Annotated in this window: 18 protein-coding genes and 1 pseudogene; 14 read left to right on the forward strand and 5 right to left on the reverse strand. The window is 41.4% G+C overall.

The features are described from left to right. Nucleotides 1-13 precede the first annotated feature (13 nt). From rplO to rplQ, 10 genes and pseudogenes are all read left to right on the forward strand, one after another. Nucleotides 14-463: a 50S ribosomal protein L15 gene (gene rplO / locus GGR21_RS11310; protein WP_183307338.1), complete on the forward strand. Its 450-nt coding sequence runs from the start codon at nt 14-16 to the stop codon at nt 461-463. Between the two features lies 1 nt (nt 464). Next, the gene (gene secY / locus GGR21_RS11315) at nt 465-1781 is read left to right on the forward strand and encodes a preprotein translocase subunit SecY (protein WP_183307339.1); all 1317 of its coding nucleotides are present in this window, start codon (nt 465-467) and stop codon (nt 1779-1781) included. A gap of 13 nt (nt 1782-1794) precedes the next feature. Then, nucleotides 1795-2577, forward strand: coding sequence for a type I methionyl aminopeptidase (gene map, locus GGR21_RS11320; protein ID WP_183307340.1), 783 nt, complete (start codon nt 1795-1797; stop codon nt 2575-2577). A 24-nt stretch (nt 2578-2601) separates the two neighbouring features. Beyond that, nucleotides 2602-2820: a translation initiation factor IF-1 gene (gene infA, locus GGR21_RS11325; RefSeq protein WP_183307341.1), complete on the forward strand. Its 219-nt coding sequence runs from the start codon at nt 2602-2604 to the stop codon at nt 2818-2820. A 15-nt stretch (nt 2821-2835) separates the two neighbouring features. Further along, nucleotides 2836-2952, forward strand: a complete 117-nt coding sequence (gene ykgO / locus GGR21_RS11330; RefSeq protein WP_009433293.1) for a type B 50S ribosomal protein L36 — start codon at nt 2836-2838, stop codon at nt 2950-2952. Between the two features lie 33 nt (nt 2953-2985). Continuing rightward, complete coding sequence (gene rpsM, locus GGR21_RS11335; protein ID WP_183307342.1) at nt 2986-3366, forward strand: 30S ribosomal protein S13; 381 nt, start codon at nt 2986-2988, stop codon at nt 3364-3366. A gap of 10 nt (nt 3367-3376) precedes the next feature. After that, nucleotides 3377-3766: a 30S ribosomal protein S11 gene (gene rpsK, locus GGR21_RS11340; protein ID WP_163307543.1), complete on the forward strand. Its 390-nt coding sequence runs from the start codon at nt 3377-3379 to the stop codon at nt 3764-3766. A gap of 109 nt (nt 3767-3875) precedes the next feature. After that, nucleotides 3876-4484: a 30S ribosomal protein S4 gene (rpsD, locus tag GGR21_RS11345; protein ID WP_183307343.1), complete on the forward strand. Its 609-nt coding sequence runs from the start codon at nt 3876-3878 to the stop codon at nt 4482-4484. Nucleotides 4485-4492: 8 nt separating this feature from the next. Next, nucleotides 4493-5485, forward strand: coding sequence for a DNA-directed RNA polymerase subunit alpha (locus GGR21_RS11350; RefSeq protein WP_183307344.1), 993 nt, complete (start codon nt 4493-4495; stop codon nt 5483-5485). 8 nt (nt 5486-5493) lie between these two features. After that, a pseudogene (gene rplQ / locus GGR21_RS11355) lies at nt 5494-6000 on the forward strand (50S ribosomal protein L17); the annotation flags it as partial. A gap of 451 nt (nt 6001-6451) precedes the next feature. Here the strand turns inward: rplQ and pbpC are convergent. After that, entirely contained in the window at nt 6452-8773 is a 2322-nt protein-coding gene (gene pbpC / locus GGR21_RS11360; protein WP_394353483.1) for a penicillin-binding protein 1C, read from the reverse strand. A gap of 352 nt (nt 8774-9125) precedes the next feature. On the opposite strand from pbpC, the gene GGR21_RS11365 reads away from it, so the two are divergent. The 3 genes from GGR21_RS11365 to GGR21_RS11375 are packed head-to-tail and all read left to right on the forward strand — an operon-like array spanning nt 9126 to nt 11691. Beyond that, nucleotides 9126-10163 carry a lysylphosphatidylglycerol synthase transmembrane domain-containing protein gene (locus tag GGR21_RS11365; protein WP_183307347.1) on the forward strand — a complete coding sequence of 346 codons (1038 nt, stop codon included), beginning with the start codon at nt 9126-9128 and terminating at the stop codon, nt 10161-10163. 31 nt (nt 10164-10194) lie between these two features. Further along, a complete protein-coding gene (locus GGR21_RS11370; RefSeq protein WP_183307348.1) occupies nt 10195-11016 on the forward strand; it encodes an alpha/beta hydrolase in 822 nt (273 codons plus the stop codon). A 24-nt stretch (nt 11017-11040) separates the two neighbouring features. Then, nucleotides 11041-11691 carry a response regulator transcription factor gene (locus GGR21_RS11375; protein ID WP_183307349.1) on the forward strand — a complete coding sequence of 217 codons (651 nt, stop codon included), beginning with the start codon at nt 11041-11043 and terminating at the stop codon, nt 11689-11691. Here GGR21_RS11375 and GGR21_RS11380 read toward each other — a convergent pair. The 3 genes from GGR21_RS11380 to GGR21_RS11390 all read right to left on the reverse strand — a co-directional run bounded on the left by GGR21_RS11380 (nt 11688) and on the right by GGR21_RS11390 (nt 14140). Then, on the reverse strand, nt 11688-12365 hold the full coding sequence (locus GGR21_RS11380; RefSeq protein ID WP_183307350.1) for a helix-hairpin-helix domain-containing protein: 678 nt from the start codon (nt 12363-12365) through the stop codon (nt 11688-11690). The genes GGR21_RS11375 and GGR21_RS11380 overlap by 4 nt on opposite strands. 88 nt (nt 12366-12453) lie before the next feature. Next, nucleotides 12454-13395, reverse strand: coding sequence for a thioredoxin-disulfide reductase (gene trxB / locus GGR21_RS11385; RefSeq protein WP_183307351.1), 942 nt, complete (start codon nt 13393-13395; stop codon nt 12454-12456). 106 nt (nt 13396-13501) lie between these two features. Beyond that, nucleotides 13502-14140: a LolA family protein gene (locus GGR21_RS11390; RefSeq protein WP_183307352.1), complete on the reverse strand. Its 639-nt coding sequence runs from the start codon at nt 14138-14140 to the stop codon at nt 13502-13504. Between the two features lie 390 nt (nt 14141-14530). On the opposite strand from GGR21_RS11390, the gene GGR21_RS11395 reads away from it, so the two are divergent. Beyond that, the gene (locus tag GGR21_RS11395) at nt 14531-16519 is read left to right on the forward strand and encodes a KUP/HAK/KT family potassium transporter (RefSeq protein ID WP_183307353.1); all 1989 of its coding nucleotides are present in this window, start codon (nt 14531-14533) and stop codon (nt 16517-16519) included. On the opposite strand, the gene GGR21_RS11400 is transcribed toward GGR21_RS11395, so the two are convergent. Then, nucleotides 16496-17563 (reverse strand): M20 family metallo-hydrolase, encoded by a 1068-nt coding sequence (locus GGR21_RS11400; RefSeq protein ID WP_183307354.1) that lies wholly within the window; start codon nt 17561-17563, stop codon nt 16496-16498. The genes GGR21_RS11395 and GGR21_RS11400 overlap by 24 nt on opposite strands. Nucleotide 17564 lies beyond the last annotated feature (1 nt).

Below are 17564 nucleotides of genomic sequence, written 5' to 3' on the forward strand. Positions count from 1 at the left end.
AAACATATACATTATGAGTTTATCAAATTTGAGGCCTGCAACAGGTGCTACTAAAACCAGAAAAAGAATCGGCCGTGGTACGGGTTCGGGTTTAGGTGGTACTTCCACAAGAGGTCATAAAGGAGCTAAGTCCAGATCGGGTTATTCAAGAAAGATCGGATTTGAAGGAGGTCAGATGCCACTTCAACGTCGTCTTCCTAAATACGGTTTCAAGAGCCTTAACCGCATTGAATACAAACCGATCAATCTGGATGTATTGCAAAAGTTAGCAGAAGATAAGAACCTTACAAAAATCGATGTGCAAACATTGATCGAAGCTGGTTTTATCTCAGCAAAACATTTAGTGAAAATACTAGGGAACGGAACACTTACAGCTAAAATAGACGTAGAAGTTCATGCATTCTCTAAAAAAGCAGAAGAAGCTATACAGGCTACAGGTGGAACAGCAACAAAACTGAAGTAAGATGGGATTTATACAAACACTGCAAAATATATCGAAGATTGAGGACCTGAGAAAAAGACTCCTCACAACCTTCTTTTTCGTAGTGATCTATCGCTTCGGAGTGCATATTGTTCTTCCTGGTGTCGATCCGGAACAGTTAGAGAAACTTCATTCGATGACTGCCGGCGGATTGATGGGAATTCTGGATATGTTTTCGGGAGGTGCATTTGCTAATGCTTCAATCTTTGCGCTGGGAATCATGCCATACATCTCTGCATCCATCGTGATGCAGTTGCTTGGAATGGCATTACCTTATTTCCAGAAACTGCAGAGAGAAGGAGAAAGCGGACGTACCAAAATGAATCAATATACCCGCTATCTGACAGTCGCCATACTCCTTGTACAGGGACCGGCTTATCTGTTAGGTGCACTGGGGCCTGCAGCACCAAGCTCATGGACATTCCTTGTACCTTCTACCATTATTTTGGCCGGAGGTAGTATGTTTGTTCTTTGGTTGGGTGAGCGTATAACAGACAAAGGTATCGGAAACGGGGTGTCATTTATCATCCTTGTCGGTATCATCGCTCGTTTGCCACATGCTCTTATTGGTGAGTTTTCGTCACGTCTGGCAAGCCCTGCCGGAGGTCTTGTAATGTTCCTGGCCGAAATAGTGTTGTTACTGCTTATCGTATGCGGTGCAATCCTTTTGGTGCAGGGTACACGCAAAATACCTGTACAATATGCTAAAAGAGTTGTTGGTAACAAACAATACGGCGGAGCGCGTCAATATATACCACTGAAGGTAAATGCGGCTAACGTGATGCCGATCATCTTTGCTCAGGCTATTATGATGGTTCCGGTTATGTTGGCAGGATTTTCTACCGAAAAGACAGGTATACTGGGATCTTTTACCGATCACACAAGCGTGTTGTATAATGTTGTTCTGGCATTGCTTATCATTGCCTTTACTTGGTTCTATACTGCGGTAACTATCAATCCTGTTCAGATGGCCGACGAATTGAAGAGAAACAATGGATTTATACCTGGAATTAAACCCGGAAAGAAAACAGCGGATTATATCGACTCGATTATGTCCCGCATCACATTCCCGGGATCATTATTCCTGGCGTTAGTGGCTATTTTGCCTGCTTTTGCCAGCTATTTCGGAGTAAGCCGTGAATTCTCCCAATTCTTTGGAGGAACATCATTGTTGATTCTTGTGGGTGTTGTTCTGGATACATTACAACAAGTAGAGAGTCACCTGCTGATGAGACATTACGATGGGTTATTGAAATCCGGAAGGATCAAAGGTCGTTCAGGTTCAATTGCGGCATATTAAGGAGGAAAATTAGATGATATTTCTTAAAACAGATGAAGAAATCGAATTGATGCGTGAAGCAAACCGCCTTGTGGGAATGACACAAGGTGAACTTGCCAAGCATATCAAGCCGGGAGTAACAACAATCTCACTGGATAAGATCGCCGAAGAATTTATTCGCGACCATGGAGCTATACCATCCTTTCTGGGATATAACGGCTTCCCTTATTCATTGTGTATTTCGGTAAACGAAAATGTTGTGCACGGTTTCCCTTCCGACTATGTGTTGAAAGAGGGCGATATAATATCTGTTGATTGCGGTACCGAAAAGAATGGTTTCTGTGGAGACTCAGCCTATACATTCTGTGTAGGCGAAGTATCAGAAGACGTAAAGAAACTGCTGAGAACAACAAAAGAAGCTTTATACTTAGGAATAGAAAAAGCTGTAGAAGGTAATCGCGTTGGCGATATCGGTGAAGCTGTTCAGACATATTGTGAAAAACGTGGCTATTCTGTCGTTCGCGAATTAGTCGGCCATGGAATAGGACGTAAAATGCACGAAGCTCCTGAAGTGCCTAACTATGGCCGCCACGGAGTGGGTCCTTTACTAAAGAAAGGAATGTGCATTGCCATAGAGCCAATGATCAATATGGGCAGCAAGAACGTGGTATTCGAAAGCGATGGTTGGACAGTGAGAACAAAAGACCGCAAACCTTCAGCGCATTTCGAGCACACAGTAGCTATCCGTCAGGGAAAAGCTGATATACTATCGACTTTTGAATATGCTGAAGCAGTTTTAGGAGAAAACGCAATCTAAAAAAGTAATCATTAAAGAATTAATATGGCTAAACAGGCAGCAATAGAACAAGACGGAGTTATCGTTGAAGCACTATCCAACGCTATGTTTCGTGTCGAACTCGAAAACGGACACGAAATAACAGCACACATCTCGGGAAAGATGCGTATGCACTATATTAAAATACTTCCGGGTGACAGGGTACGTGTGGAAATGTCTCCTTATGATTTAACCAAAGGACGGATTTCATTCAGATACAAATAAAAAACAAACAAAGATATGAAAGTAAGAGCATCATTGAAAAAGCGTACTGCTGATTGCAAGATTGTAAGAAGAAAAGGTCGCTTATACGTAATTAACAAAAAAAATCCTAAGTTCAAACAACGTCAGGGATAATTTATTAATTTTGCAAATTAATCGAAAAAATATATGGCAATAAGAATAGTTGGTGTCGATTTACCACAAAATAAGAGAGGCGAAATAGCCTTGACATACATTTATGGTATCGGTCGTAGTTCTGCTAATAAAATTCTTGCGGAAGCAGGTATTGATAGAGATATCAAGGTAAAGGACTGGACAGATGATCAGGCCGGAGCAGTGCGTGAAATTATCGGTACTCAGTTCAAAGTAGAAGGAGACTTGCGTTCAGAAGTACAACTTAACATCAAGCGATTGATGGATATAGGTTGTTACAGAGGTATCCGTCACCGTATCGGATTACCTGTAAGAGGTCAGAGTACTAAAAACAATGCCCGTACACGTAAGGGTAGAAAGAAAACTGTTGCTAACAAGAAAAAAGCTACAAAATAATTAATTTGATATGGCAAAAAAAACAGTCGCAGCGAAAAAGAGGAACGTTAAAGTGGATGCAATCGGACAAGCTCATGTGCATTCATCTTTCAACAATATCATTATCTCGCTTACAAACAGCGATGGCCAGGTTATCAGCTGGTCTTCGGCAGGGAAAATGGGTTTCAGAAGTTCTAAGAAGAACACACCTTATGCAGCTCAGATGGCAGCATCAGATTGCGCTAAAGTGGCATTTGATTTAGGATTGAGAAAAGTAAAAGTATTTGTAAAAGGACCGGGCAACGGACGTGAGTCTGCTATCCGTACTATTCATGCAGCAGGTATCGAAGTAACAGAAATCGTTGATGTTACTCCGCTTCCACATAACGGATGTCGTCCTCCAAAACACAGAAGAGTTTAATCAAATCAGAAAATTGAAAATTGAAGTTGTGAATTTGATTACAAGCAAACCCTCTCTGTAATCGCGGCTGCACAATTTTAGCTTTCATCAATTATTAATTAGAAAAGAAATGGCAAGATATACTGGACCAAAATCAAAAATCGCCCGTAAATTCGGAGAGCCAATATTCGGACCTGACAAAGTTCTTTCTAAAAAGAATTATCCTCCGGGACAACATGGTAACGGAAGAAAGAAGAAATCGTCAGAGTACGGTATTCAATTGCGTGAAAAGCAAAAAGCAAAATACACTTATGGTGTCCTTGAAAAACAATTCCGCAACATGTTTGATAAAGCACTTAGCTCTCGTGGTATCACAGGGGAAGTTCTTCTTCAAATGTTGGAATCAAGACTTGATAACGTTGTTTTCCGCTTAGGAATAGCTCCTACAAGAGCAGCAGCACGTCAGTTGGTTTCGCACCGTCACATTGTGGTTAACGGATCTGTTGTGAATATCCCTTCATATACAGTGAAACCGGGTCAATTGATAGGTGTACGTGAGAAATCAAAATCACTTGAAGTTGTCAGCGAAGCGTTGTCAGGTTTCAACCATAGTAAATACCCTTGGATCGAATGGGATCAGACTACTATGACAGGAAAATACCTTCATATTCCTGAAAGAGCGGACATCCCTGAAAACATTAAAGAACAGTTGATCGTAGAGTTGTATTCTAAAAATTAATTAAATTCATGGCTATATTAGCATTTCAAAAACCGGATAAAGTATTGATGTTAGAAGCGGACGACTTCTTCGGAAGATTTGAATTCCGTCCGTTAGAACCCGGCTATGGTATTACTGTAGGTAATGCTTTGCGCCGTATTCTGCTTTCATCTCTGGAAGGTTTTGCTATAACTTCTATAAAAATCGATGGTGTGGAGCATGAATTTGCTACAGTACCCGGTGTTATAGAAGATGTTACAAACATCATACTGAACTTGAAACAAGTTCGATTCAAGCAAATCGTAGAAGAGATCGAAAACGAGAAGGTGAGTATTACAGTCTCAGGTACCGAAGTATTCAAAGCTGGAGATATAGGCAAGCATCTGTCAGGATTTGAAGTATTGAACCCTGATCTTGAAATTTGTCATTTAGACAAAAATGCAAGCTTCCAAATCGAGTTGAATATTAACAAAGGCCGTGGGTATGTACCTGCCGATGAAAATCGCAATCTGTCCGACGATGTTAATGTTATAGCTATTGACTCTATTTATACTCCGATCCGTAATGTAAAATACATGATTGAAAACTATCGTGTAGAGCAGAAAACGGACTATGAGAAACTTGTGATAGAAATAGCAACCGATGGATCGATTCATCCGAAAGATGCATTGAAAGAAGCTGCAAAGATTCTTATCCATCACTTTATGTTGTTCTCAGATGAGAAAATTCTTCTGGAGCAAAGCGAAGTGGACGGAAACGAAGAATTCGATGAAGAAATCCTGCATATGCGTCAGTTACTGAAAACCAAGTTGTCGGATATGAACCTTTCGGTTCGTGCACTCAACTGTTTGAAGTCTGCTGAAGTAGAAACATTGGGTGAACTTGTGCAATTCAACAAGAATGACCTTCTTAAGTTCCGCAACTTTGGTAAGAAATCACTTACCGAGCTTGATGAACTGTTGGATAGTCTGAGCCTTTCCTTCGGAATGGATATTTCTAAATATAAATTAGATAAAGATTAGTAAGTGACATGAGACATAATAAAAAAATAAACCACTTAGGCCGTAAAAGTGCACATAGAAACGCTATGTTGTCAAATATGTGCGCCTCTTTAATCCTAAGCCCTAACAAGCGTATCTTTACGACTGTAGCAAAGGCTAAGGCTTTGAGAAAAGTTGTTGAGCCTATCATCACAAAGTCGAAGGAAGATACGACTCATTCAAGACGTTTGGTTTTTCAGGATCTTCAAAATAAGCATGCAGTAACCGAGCTATTCCAGAATATATCTCAAAAGATAGCTGATCGTCCGGGAGGATATACCCGTATTATCAAAACAGGAAACCGTTTGGGAGATAACGCTTCGATGTGTTTTATCGAGTTGGTAGACTACAACGAAAACATGCTGAAAGAGAAGAAAGCTGCTGCATCGAAAGGTAGAACCCGTAGATCGAAGAAAACAGCTGACGAACCTGTAGCTGCTAAAGAAACTGCAAAGAAAGCGAAAGCTGAAAAAGTAGTGGAAGAAGCTAAGGTAGAAGAAGTAGAAGCTTTGGAAGTTGCTCCGGAATCTCTTCCTGTAATTGAAGATGTTGCGGCTGAAGTTGCTCCGAAAGCAGAAGCTCCTGTGGCTGAAGAAAAACCTAAAACAGAAGAATAAAGATTTATTCGATGTTATATAAAAAAGAAAGTATCCTGAGAATCAGGATACTTTCTTTTTGCTTGATAAAGTAGTTTTCTAAAATTTTTTTTTACGGTTGGTCATAAGTAGCAGATGCCTCCCATATAAAAGTTTCGCAAGTTTTGTGTCAAGGTTGGGAAGTCTTTTCAAGCAAATGTATTATTTACTTTCTAATATAAAGATGAAGGTTTTGTGGAAACGTTGCATTACAAATAAATATTTTTTGAAAAAAAATGAAAGAAAATTAAAGTATTGTTTTTATGTTATTGATGATCAGTTGAATGGTTGCGTTGTTAAAATTCTGTTTTTTTTATTTTATATTAAATTTTGTGCTTAGACTATTTCCCGATTCATCAACAACAGTTAAAGAATGCTCCCCTTTAGACGGGCTGTACTCTTTTTTATGGAAGTGCTGGGTTTCCCCGATATATTCTCCATCAAGGTGCCAGAATACACGCGTTTGAGGATTTCTGTGTGCCAGTTCGAATACCAGTTGTCCCGGTGAGCCATCAAGTTGCTTTGGCAGGCTTATTATTGCATTAGGGAAAGGATATAGAAATTCCATTGGTCTCACATCCTGATCTTTCCTGCATTCGGGGGAATAGGGTGGGAGTGGACGATAGTCAGGATGTTGTTCTTTATAATACCATTCCCACGAGGGAGGCAATATGAACCAGGATGTGTGGATAATCCCCCTGTTGCCGGCGCAGTCTTCATATACCTGATACTTCATATCTTCTGACAGATGTACCCGCTTATGATATACACATACACTGGCTTCACGCCCTTTTTTCACAACCCATACCGTGTCAATCTCCGTATCGGGGCAATTCATTCCTTTCAGGCAACCGCTTTCGTGACATATTTCGGCTTTAACAAAATCCCCTTCCGGCATTTCGAACCACCGGCTTTGAGGGAGTGAATTGAAAATATCAAACATCACCATTCCTGCCGTACGTGCGCCTGTCAATCCGGGGCGGCCTTCACCGTCAGAATTACCCACCCATACTCCAACAACATATTTGGAATTGGCTCCTACTGCCCACCCATCGCGAAAACCGAAACTGGTTCCTGTTTTCCATGCTATTTTTTGTATGGACGGGATATCCCGCCAGTCGATCTCTTCGGGACGGTTCACATTAGTAAGGGCATCGAATGTCTGCCAGATAGCCCCGGCAGAGAACAGAGGGCTGTAATCGCGTTCTCTTTTTTCATTATTCTCCTCATTCAGGATATAGGTGGGTTTAGGCATATGGAAATACCGGCCTTCCTCATTGAACAGATTGAGTTGTTGTGCCATTTTGAGGTACATGTAACTTATATCCCATAATTTACCTTCAGCACCCCCTAAAATAAGCGACAGCCCGTAATTGTCGGCCGGACGGTTCAGTGTGGTCATTCCGGCCCTTTTCAGGATGTTGTAGAATTTGGGTACGCTGTACTTTCTTAATGAAACCACGAACGGCACATTTAATGAACGGGCTAAGGCTTCGGATGCATGAGTCGCCCCGTCATATTGCAGGCTGAAGTTTTTTGGGGCGAAGCCATTCAGATTGATCGGAACATCGGGTAACAGCTGATCGGGTAGCAGTTGTCCTTCCTGTAACATAGCGCAGTACAAGAATGGCTTCAATATGCTGCCGGTACTGCGGGGTGCTTGTATGATGTCTACCTGATTACCCGAATTGATATTCTCGAAATCCACATTTCCACAATATGCGACCACTTCGTTTTTCTCTACATCGAAGATTATGGCGGCAATATTCTTGATTCCATTCTGCGCAAACTCAGCATTCCATCGGCTAAGGATAGATTCTGTCCGGTCCTGTTGATATTTGTCAATAGTAGAAATAATATGTTTTCCTCCCTGTTCCTGGTATATACGGGTAACAAGGTGCGGCGCTGTCTGAGGTAACGGGTGAGGCTGAAATGGCAGAGGCTCTGATATAGCCAGTTCATAATCCACTTTATCCAGGATGTTGCGGTTATATAGTTGTTCCAGTAATCTGTTCCTTTTTGTCAGCAGCTTATCCCTGTTGCGCCCGAAGTGCATAAGGGTGGGAGAATTGGGTAAAACTGCCAGAGTAGCCGCTTCTGCCCACGAAAGTGTTGCCGCTTGATGCCCGAAATACCTCCACGAAGCAGCCTCTATTCCTACCACATTTCCACCCATCGGTGCGTGGGAAGCATAAAGAGCTAATATCTCATCTTTAGAGAAAGAAAACTCCAAACGGGAGGCAAGGATCATCTCAATAAATTTTTCGCCGAATGTGCGGCTTTCTTTACGAGAAAGGCGTATAGCCTGCATGGTTAACGTACTGGCTCCGCTTACGATTCGTCCGTTACTCATATTTTGCTTCATGGCACGGGCAATGGCCAGTGGATTTACTCCCCAGTGTTTACGGAAATATCTGTCCTCGAATTCGGTTACACATATCTCGTATTTTTCGGGAATGGAATCCGCTTCGGGGAAACGCCATTGCTGATCATTGGCTATGCGTGCTCCAAGTAATTCCCCGTGCCTGTCGGAAACAACAGTACTATATGGGACTTCGAACAGTGGAGACGGCAGACAGACTATGTACCATACAAGTAATACCAGACATATAGGAATACCTATGCGGTATTTCATCTTGCTTTTTTTGTATCTGTCCCATAGGGAGATAAAGAGGGTTTTGATCTTGTATAGGTGTCTGTTGTCCATCTTATTTTTAACAAAAAAGTTACAAAAGTTACACTTTTGTCAGTTAACAGTTAGCAGTAAACAAAACCTGACAATACTGACAAGTTTTTCGCTATTTTTTAGTTTTGTCATAGTCTCTGCTTTAGGGAGGTCTTTGACATTATATCACAGATAAAGATATTCAATATTGATTATAACTATTTAGTAATGTAAAGCAAACTTTTATAAATCCTTAAATGTACGAAAGAAAAGGAAAAGACCAAATGTTTTCTTATTTTTGTAGGCTCAGATACTATTGGGAATGGAAAAAGAATCACAGGGTTTTAGCGTATGGAAAATAATCCTGCCTACTCTTATAGGGTTGGGTGTTGTCGGTTATATGCTTACCCGGGAATTCAACCTCGATGATCTGAATCAGATAACAGTCACAAGCCATACCGTATTTTGGATTTTTGTGGCGCTTTGCTGTATGCTCGGGCGTGATGTGGGCTTTGTGATACGTTACCGTTATCTGACAGAAAAACAACTATCATGGAAGCAGTGTATCAAGGTCACCTTGCTGGCAGAGTTCGGCACGGCTGTTACTCCGTCTTCGGTGGGTGGCTCTACTATGGCTATTCTTTTTATTAACAAGGAAGGCGTACCGGTAGGGCGCAGCACGGCGATGGTATTTGTTACCCTGTTGCTCGATGAGATGTTTTTCGTTGTCACGTTTCCCATCCTGCTTCTGTTTATTCCATTCGACACGTTGTTTTCCGATAATACGGCTTTTGGAACAGGTGTTCTCACTCTTTTTATTGCGGCTTATCTTATAAAGATGCTATTGTGTACAGTGTTGGTCGTAGGCTTGTTTTTTCGTCCACAGGCGATACGCTGGCTGATAATAAAGCTGTTTCGCCTGCCTTTTCTCAGGCGATGGCATAGAGGCGCTGTAAAAGCAGGTGATGATCTTGTTGTCAGTTCACGGGAAATTCGGGGGAAAAAGTTTTCCTTTTGGTGGCCTTTGATCGTTGCAACCGTCTTATCATGGAGTTCCCGCTATCTGGTGGTTAATGCCATATTTATGGCGTTTTTCGATGTGGGGAATAATTTGTTGATATTTGCACGCCAGTTTATAATGTGGGTGGTAATGGTAGTCAGTCCCACACCGGGAGGAAGCGGTTTCAGTGAATTTATATTCAATCAATATTTGAGCGAATTCATCCCGTTGGCAGGAGTTGTGCCATTGATTATTCTGCTTTGGCGTTTACTTACTTATTACAATTATTTGTTTGTGGGAGCGTTGATTGTTCCCCGGTGGATAAAGAAATCCTTCGGCAGGAAAGCCGAAGATAAATGATTAGGTTATAACTTTAAAAATAATATAGGAAATGAAAAAGCGATTAGATGTATTGGTTTTTTTACTTGCTTTTGCTCTGTCTGCTGTCTATGGGCAGACTGTAGATACTATTGCGGTGTTCAGTCAGAAGATGAACCGGGATATAAAAAATGTGGTTGTGTTGCCCGAAGGGTATAATAAATCGGATAATAAGAAATATCCTGTACTTTATCTTTTGCATGGACATGGAGGAAAATATGATGGCTGGATAAACCATACCAAGAAGACTCTACCCCGGGATGCAACCAAATGGCAGATGATCATTGTTTGCCCCGATGGACAGAATAGCTGGTACTGGGATAGTCCGGTAGATCCGAAAATGCAGTTTGATACTTATGTCAGTTCAGAACTGGTGGATTATATTGATAAGAACTATAATACAGTAGCTTCTCCGAAAGGACGGGCTGTAACAGGTTTTAGTATGGGAGGTCATGGAGGATTATGGCTGGGGATTAATCATCCAGATGTTTTCGGAGCCTGTGGCTCAATGAGCGGCGGTGTTGACATCCGCCCGTTCCCTAATAACTGGAATATGAAGGACAGGCTTGGAAGCTATAAGCAAAATGTTAAGGTCTGGGACGATCATACTGTTATCACCCAGCTTGATAAAATTGAACCTAATTCGCTGGCTATTGTTATAGACTGTGGGAAGGATGACTTCTTTTATAAAGTGAATGAAGAACTGCATAAGGAGATGTTATACCGGAATATATTGCACGATTACATAATCCGTCCGGGGGCCCATAATCATGAGTATTGGAACAACGCAATAGATTATCAGATGATGTTCTTCTCCAAATTCTTTAATCGCTGATACGACTTTAATCGAAATTATAAGATGAAAGATATACTGATATATGATAACCAGGATATAACCCGTATAGGGATGGAGGCTCTTTTGAAGGAAACCAAAAGGGTCTCCTCCATTCATTATGTCAGTAGTAAACCCGATCTCATAAAATCCCTGATACAGTACCCCGATTCTTTGGTCGTATTGGATTATACCTTATCGGATTTTGCAGGTGTCGATGAACTATTGAATGTCGGATATCGTTTCTCCCGTTCACACTGGCTCTTGTTCTCTGACGAGTTAAGCAACGATTTCTTGCGCCGTTTGTTGTTCAGTAGCGAATCCTTCAGCGCGATACTGAAAAATTGCGAACTGGACGAGATAAACATCGGAATATCCCATATATTTCGTGGCGAGAGATTTATCTGCGGCAGGGTAACAAACCAGATGCTTCAGAGTCAGAGGCCTGTTTCGGATAGCCTCGACCATATTCTTACCTCAACAGAAAAAGAAATACTAAAGGAAATCGCATTAGGACGGACTACCAAGGAAATTGCAGCAAACCGTAACCTGAGTTTCCATACTGTTATTACCCACCGTAAGAATATATTCCGCAAACTGGAGGTGAATAATGTGCACGAAGCGACCAAGTATGCCATGCGTGCCGGATTGATAGATATGGCAGAGTACTATATCTAGTCGAATGATAGATAAGGCGTTAGTCTCTTAATATCCTTTTCAGAGAATTCGTCGAGTAATGCGAGCCTGTTGATCGAGGAAATGTTGTCTTTCCTTTCGCGGATATCTATAATAACCTGTGCCTGCTTATAGTTTATGTAAGGATGTTTCAGCAATTCCTGAAAACTAATTGAGTTGATCTTTAACTTGTTTGCCTTAGGCGATAAGGTGATATAAGGAACAATATCATTATACAGGTAATCATCCATACCCCATACTTCCTTTAGTTGTTCGAGGTGTAAATATCCGCCAAGAGATTCCCTGTATTTGACTATCCTGCTGGCAAAACCACTGCCTATTTTGGGAATCATCTTTAGCGCGGAAGTATCAGCACTGTTTAGTTCGAGGGTTTCGCCTTGTTTCAGTTTTTGCTGATAAGGGTATCTGTTTGTTCTCTGATATTGAGGATATTCGGTATTCGCTAAACTTTTGTCGTCGTGTGTGCTGTCTGTAGCCAGATTAGTCTGAAAATCTTCAAATTTCTTTCTGAATTCCGGATTGACCGCCTGTTTTTCTGTGTCAACCTTAGGTCTGGTAAGAATATATGCTGTTCCGCTTATTACTATAAGGATCAGCAGTAATATAATAGCTGTTTTATCCCCTTTTTGAAAATAGAAGTAGTTTTTCCAACTCATATCGGATCTTCGGTTTTTAAGACTTTAAAAATAATAAAAGTCTACAAGAATAATTCCTATAGACTCTTATATTATATATAGAAGATAATTAAAGCCCTCTTTCGCTCAGGTATCTTTCAGCTTCTATCGCCGCCTGGCATCCGCTACCTGCGGCTGTTATCGCCTGACGGTAATGGGGATCGGCAACGTCTCCCGCAGCAAAAACCCCCTCGACACAGGTTTTGGGTGTTCCCGGATCGGTAAGGATATAACCGATGGAATCGAGATTTAGCTGTCCCTGAAAAATATCTGTATTTGGTTTATGACCTATGGCAAGGAAAAAACCATCTATCTTGATATCAAATTTCTCTTCGTTAGCTTCGCCCATGTGTTTTACGATGTGGGCTCCTTCTACACCGTTGTCTCCGAACAAGCCTATTGCATTACATTCGAATAATATTTCAATCTTCGGGTTTTGCATAGCTCTGTCCTGCATTACTTTCGATGCACGAAGGAAAGGCTTGCGGACAATCAGGTATACTTTTTCGGCTAATCCGGCAAGGTAAATCGCTTCTTCGCAGGCTGTATCACCACCGCCAACAACAGCTACGGTTTTCTTGCGATAGAAGAACCCATCGCAGGTCGCACAGGCTGAAACGCCCATTCCCGCGTATTTCGTTTCGTCAGCCAAGCCTAAATATTTGGCACTTGCGCCTGTGGCTATGATAATCGCATTGGCCTCAATTACTTTTTCTCCGTCGATCGTAACCTTTCTCGGATAGGAATTAAAGTCAACGGCTGTTGCAATTCCGTTACGGATGTCGGCTCCGAAGCGACTGGCCTGTTTCCTGAGGTCTTCCATCAGTTCGGGGCCGGTAATGCCTTCCGGATATCCGGGGAAGTTCTCTACTTCTGTTGTCGTTGTCAACTGACCTCCCGGTTGTATTCCTTCATAAAGAACAGGAGAAAGATTTGCTCTTGACGCGTAAATTGCGGCTGTATATCCGGCAGGTCCCGAGCCGATAATCAGGCAGCGTACTTTTTCATTCATTTTGTTTATATGTTTTATTTATATTTTATGTAAAGATATAAAATTTATTGATATAATCAAAGTTCAATTCTTACTTACTTTTTATACTGAAACGGGGAAGGCCTGTTTAGCGAAGGTCGACGACTTCAGCATTCGGATAGTCTTTTTTGCTGAACTGAAACATTGTGTCGGCAAGAGTGGCTCCTGTCTGATAACTTTTTATTGTAAGTAAATTTTCTATTCCAGACTTATCAGTCACCGATATTCTTGAAAACAGGTTGTTTATTTTGTTTATTTCCACAATAATCTTTGTAAACTCCGTACCTTTCTTTTGAGGGGTGAGTTCTATCTCGTAAACAGATTTTCCGGCAACATTCTTTTCTCCTATATATCTGAGATCGAATCCTTTCTTATATATATTGAAGAGTACAGACGGGCTGATAGCTTGTAGTTCATCACCTGTAGGATTGGTAATGTTCACTTCGTCGGTATCTTTAATATAGACCCACTGCGTAGTACCATCAAACCATGTAATGGCATCGGGAATTTCAATCTTAAATTTATTGCCTTTCATATAGGCTGTACCGTCGTAACTATATGTTGTTTTAGTTTTCGGGTCTTTTGCATCTAATGTGAACCTGGCTGTGACTGCTCCGGCCTTATTATATGTGTCTGATGCTTTGTCCAGTATATCGCGTGCATTCTGAGCAGATGTCGAGTAAGCGAAAGAAATAAGCAATAGAAGTGTAAATAGTTTTATTCTCATCTTTTATTCTATTAAGTATACAAATATAGACAATTAATCAGCTGAAAAGTTTAAAAAGCTTGTATTAATCATTGGTTATTTTTAACAATGAGAGTGTATCAAAAGTAAGACTTTACTCTCTTTTGTCATGTTGAGCGATAGCGAAACATCTCCACAAGTATCGACAGGAGATCCTTCACATCTGTTCAGGATGACAAAATGCTTATCTATATTTCAATTAGAAAAATGCTTTAGACAAAACTCTATTTGCCCCAAATTCTATTTTTGAACAAATGATGAAAAATAAATGTTTGTTATGCATAATTGACTAAGCAACAATAATTAACTACTATAACTATCTTCTAATAGAATAAAGCATTACTTTTGAAAGTTTTTCAATAAAGAAAGGAGATGAAAGAGAACCATAAAGTCCCGTTTGGCGCACTGGGTGTTGTACTGGCAATAGGAATCGTTTTTGGCGATATTGGTACTTCCCCTTTATATGTGATGCGGGCAATACTGAACGCCCTTCCTGCCGGACAACTTACCCGCCCCGAATATATCTTAGGTGCTGTTTCTTGTGTGATCTGGACATTGACAATCCAGACGACATTAAAATATGTGATCATCACCCTCCGTGCCGATAATAAAGGTGAGGGAGGTATCTTATCTCTTTATGCATTGATCCGCCAGAAATATCGCTGGGCATATATCCTGGCCGGTATAGGAGCTGCTACCTTGCTTGCCGATGGCATCATTACTCCGGCCATGACCGTAATGTCGGCTATCGAAGGTCTGAATACAATAGCTCCGCATATACCTGTCATTCCGGTTACGATACTTATTGTACTTGTCCTATTCCTTGTGCAGCCATTCGGAACAGGATCGCTGGGAAAATATTTCGGACCGTTGATGATCATTTGGTTTACGATGATGGCCGTGATGGGATTGAGTCAGATAATAACCGATTTCAGTGTATTCAGGGCTTTTAATCCGATGTATGCCATCAACTTCCTGATAGAAGTTCCGCAGACAATGATCATGCTGGGAGCAATATTTCTTTGTACAACAGGGGCCGAAGCATTATATTCAGACCTGGGGCACTGTGGACTGAAAAACATCAGAATATCGTGGATATATGTGAAATCCGCTCTGATTCTGAATTACCTCGGACAGGCTGCGTGGATTATTAACAGCCATCATGTGACTCCTGATGTAAACCCGTTCTTTGCCATGATGCCAACCTGGTTTACCTTTGTGGGTGTGATTATGGCTACTCTGGCTGCGATTATAGCCAGTCAGGCATTGATAAGCGGGTCATTCACTGTGATAAGTGAAGCCATATCACTGAACATCTGGCCAAATGTGAAGATTCAGTATACTTCTGATATTAAAGGGCAGTTGTATATTCCATCCATCAATTACATGATGATGGTATTGTGTATCATCATCATACTCACCATGCGATCTTCGATGAAACTGGAAGCTGCTTATGGTCTTGCAATCACATTGAGCATGCTGATGACCAGTGTATTGTTGTTCCTTTATTTTGTAAAGAATAATAAACCTCTTTGGTACAGCATGCCTCTGACACTGTTCTTCGTAGTGATAGAGTTCAGTTTTTTTATCGCCAACATGCAGAAATTTGCTCATGGAGGCTTCGTCCCGGTTATTATTGCCGGTTTCCTTGTGTTCCTCATGTATTCATGGTATAACGGGCGACGTATAAAAAGACATTATACTGTTTATGACCCGGTAGATGAAAAATATATTAACCAGATAGTGAAGATAAGCGAAGATACCACTATTCCCAAGGCTGCCACACATCTTGTGTATATTGTAAAGGCGAATAACAGAAACTTCCTGGAAAGTAAAATCGCTTACTCATTGTTTAAAAGAACACCGAAACGGGCGGATACATACTGGTTCGTGCGCATAAAAAGAACAGATGAACCGTATGAATTCAGTTATGAGACCACAGTGTATGCTCCTAAAAAGATATTCCGGATAAACATTCGTGCCGGATTCAAACTGGGTATCCATACAGATAAATATGTGAATCTGATAGCAAACGAACTGGAGCGGCACGGGCTTGTCGATTTATCCTCACGCTATCCTTCCATGCAGGATGTGATAGATAAACGGGGCGACTTTAAGTTTATGATAGTAGACCGTATTTTCCGTAATGTACATATGGATCCGTGGCGGCAAATTACCCTGGGATGCTATAACATCGTCAAAAAGCTGACGACGTCAGATACTCAGATGTACGATATAGATCCATCGCTTGCGGTAATTGAAACCGTTCCGTTAAGACAGGCCGACCACACAGAGGAACAGCTCAGGGAACTGTTGTTACAATCTGACGAAACATTGTCAGATACGCAATCCGTCGAGTAATTTCACATACAATTCTATTCCTTCGCGTATTTCATCCAGTCTGATATATTCATCGGCTGTATGGGAACGGGCAGAGTCTCCGGGACCTATTTTCACCGTTGGAAACGGCATCATCGACTGGTCGGAAAGTGTAGGAGATCCGTAAGGTTCTTTCCCTATCATGACAGCACGTTCTATAAACGGATTCTCCAGTGCAATCCGGGAAGAATTTAAACGTAAAGAACGCGGAATCACCTCACCAAGCGTGTGTTTGTTGATAATATCGAATAATTCCTGATTAGAGTATAATTCATTGCTGCGCACATCTACAACAAAGGTACAGCGATCCGGTACTACATTGTGCTGTGTTCCGGCATTGATCATTGTAACAGTCATTTTTACCGGGCCGAGCAGTTCACTCACTTCCGGTAGTTCGAAACGGCGGAACCATTCTATATCGTGCATGGCTTTGTAGATCGCATTGTCTCCTTCGTTACGGGCTGCGTGTCCCGATTTGCCGTAAGCGATGCAGTCAAGCACCATAAGTCCTTTTTCGGCTATGGCCGGATTCATTTTAGTCGGTTCGCCTACAATTCCGAATTCTATTTTAGGCAGTTCGGGTAAAACGGTTTCTACCCCGCCTTTTCCCGAGACTTCTTCTTCGCAGGTAGCTAGGAAAATGAGATTATAATCCTGTGTTTTCTCTGATAAGATAAAGAAAGTATGCATCAAAGATACAAGACTTGCTCCCGCATCATTGCTCCCCAGTCCATAAAGACGGCCATTTTCCTCCTCGGGAACGAACGGGTCTTTATTCCATCCTGAGACGGGCTTTACGGTATCGATATGGGAATTCAGTAAAATAGTCGGTTTTGCATCCGAAAAATCCTTGCTTTGAATCCATAGGTTATTGCCCTTCCGTTTTGGCTCGTAGCCCATACTTTTCATGTAGTCGGAAATCTTATCCGCCACATCGTATTCGTCCCTGCTGAAAGACGGGATAGCTATCATCTCTTTCAGTAAATCTACCGCATTGTAGTACAGCGCATCAATATCGAAGTTCATA

It is taken from the genome of Dysgonomonas hofstadii (assembly GCF_014196915.1).
In the GTDB taxonomy this organism is placed as follows: Bacteria; Bacteroidota; Bacteroidia; order Bacteroidales; family Dysgonomonadaceae; genus Dysgonomonas; species Dysgonomonas hofstadii.

Coding starts and splice junctions, on each gene's coding strand:
- rplO (WP_183307338.1), top strand. CDS start 14: ATGAGTTTATCAAATTTGAGGCCTGCAACAGGTGCTACTAAAACCAGA.
- secY (WP_183307339.1), top strand. CDS start 465: ATGGGATTTATACAAACACTGCAAAATATATCGAAGATTGAGGACCTG.
- map (WP_183307340.1), top strand. CDS start 1,795: ATGATATTTCTTAAAACAGATGAAGAAATCGAATTGATGCGTGAAGCA.
- infA (WP_183307341.1), top strand. CDS start 2,602: ATGGCTAAACAGGCAGCAATAGAACAAGACGGAGTTATCGTTGAAGCA.
- ykgO (WP_009433293.1), top strand. CDS start 2,836: ATGAAAGTAAGAGCATCATTGAAAAAGCGTACTGCTGATTGCAAGATT.
- rpsM (WP_183307342.1), top strand. CDS start 2,986: ATGGCAATAAGAATAGTTGGTGTCGATTTACCACAAAATAAGAGAGGC.
- rpsK (WP_163307543.1), top strand. CDS start 3,377: ATGGCAAAAAAAACAGTCGCAGCGAAAAAGAGGAACGTTAAAGTGGAT.
- rpsD (WP_183307343.1), top strand. CDS start 3,876: ATGGCAAGATATACTGGACCAAAATCAAAAATCGCCCGTAAATTCGGA.
- GGR21_RS11350 (WP_183307344.1), top strand. CDS start 4,493: ATGGCTATATTAGCATTTCAAAAACCGGATAAAGTATTGATGTTAGAA.
- pbpC (WP_394353483.1), bottom strand. CDS start 8,773: ATGAAATACCGCATAGGTATTCCTATATGTCTGGTATTACTTGTATGG.
- GGR21_RS11365 (WP_183307347.1), top strand. CDS start 9,126: ATGGAAAAAGAATCACAGGGTTTTAGCGTATGGAAAATAATCCTGCCT.
- GGR21_RS11370 (WP_183307348.1), top strand. CDS start 10,195: ATGAAAAAGCGATTAGATGTATTGGTTTTTTTACTTGCTTTTGCTCTG.
- GGR21_RS11375 (WP_183307349.1), top strand. CDS start 11,041: ATGAAAGATATACTGATATATGATAACCAGGATATAACCCGTATAGGG.
- GGR21_RS11380 (WP_183307350.1), bottom strand. CDS start 12,365: ATGAGTTGGAAAAACTACTTCTATTTTCAAAAAGGGGATAAAACAGCT.
- trxB (WP_183307351.1), bottom strand. CDS start 13,395: ATGAATGAAAAAGTACGCTGCCTGATTATCGGCTCGGGACCTGCCGGA.
- GGR21_RS11390 (WP_183307352.1), bottom strand. CDS start 14,140: ATGAGAATAAAACTATTTACACTTCTATTGCTTATTTCTTTCGCTTAC.
- GGR21_RS11395 (WP_183307353.1), top strand. CDS start 14,531: ATGAAAGAGAACCATAAAGTCCCGTTTGGCGCACTGGGTGTTGTACTG.
- GGR21_RS11400 (WP_183307354.1), bottom strand. CDS start 17,563: ATGAACTTCGATATTGATGCGCTGTACTACAATGCGGTAGATTTACTG.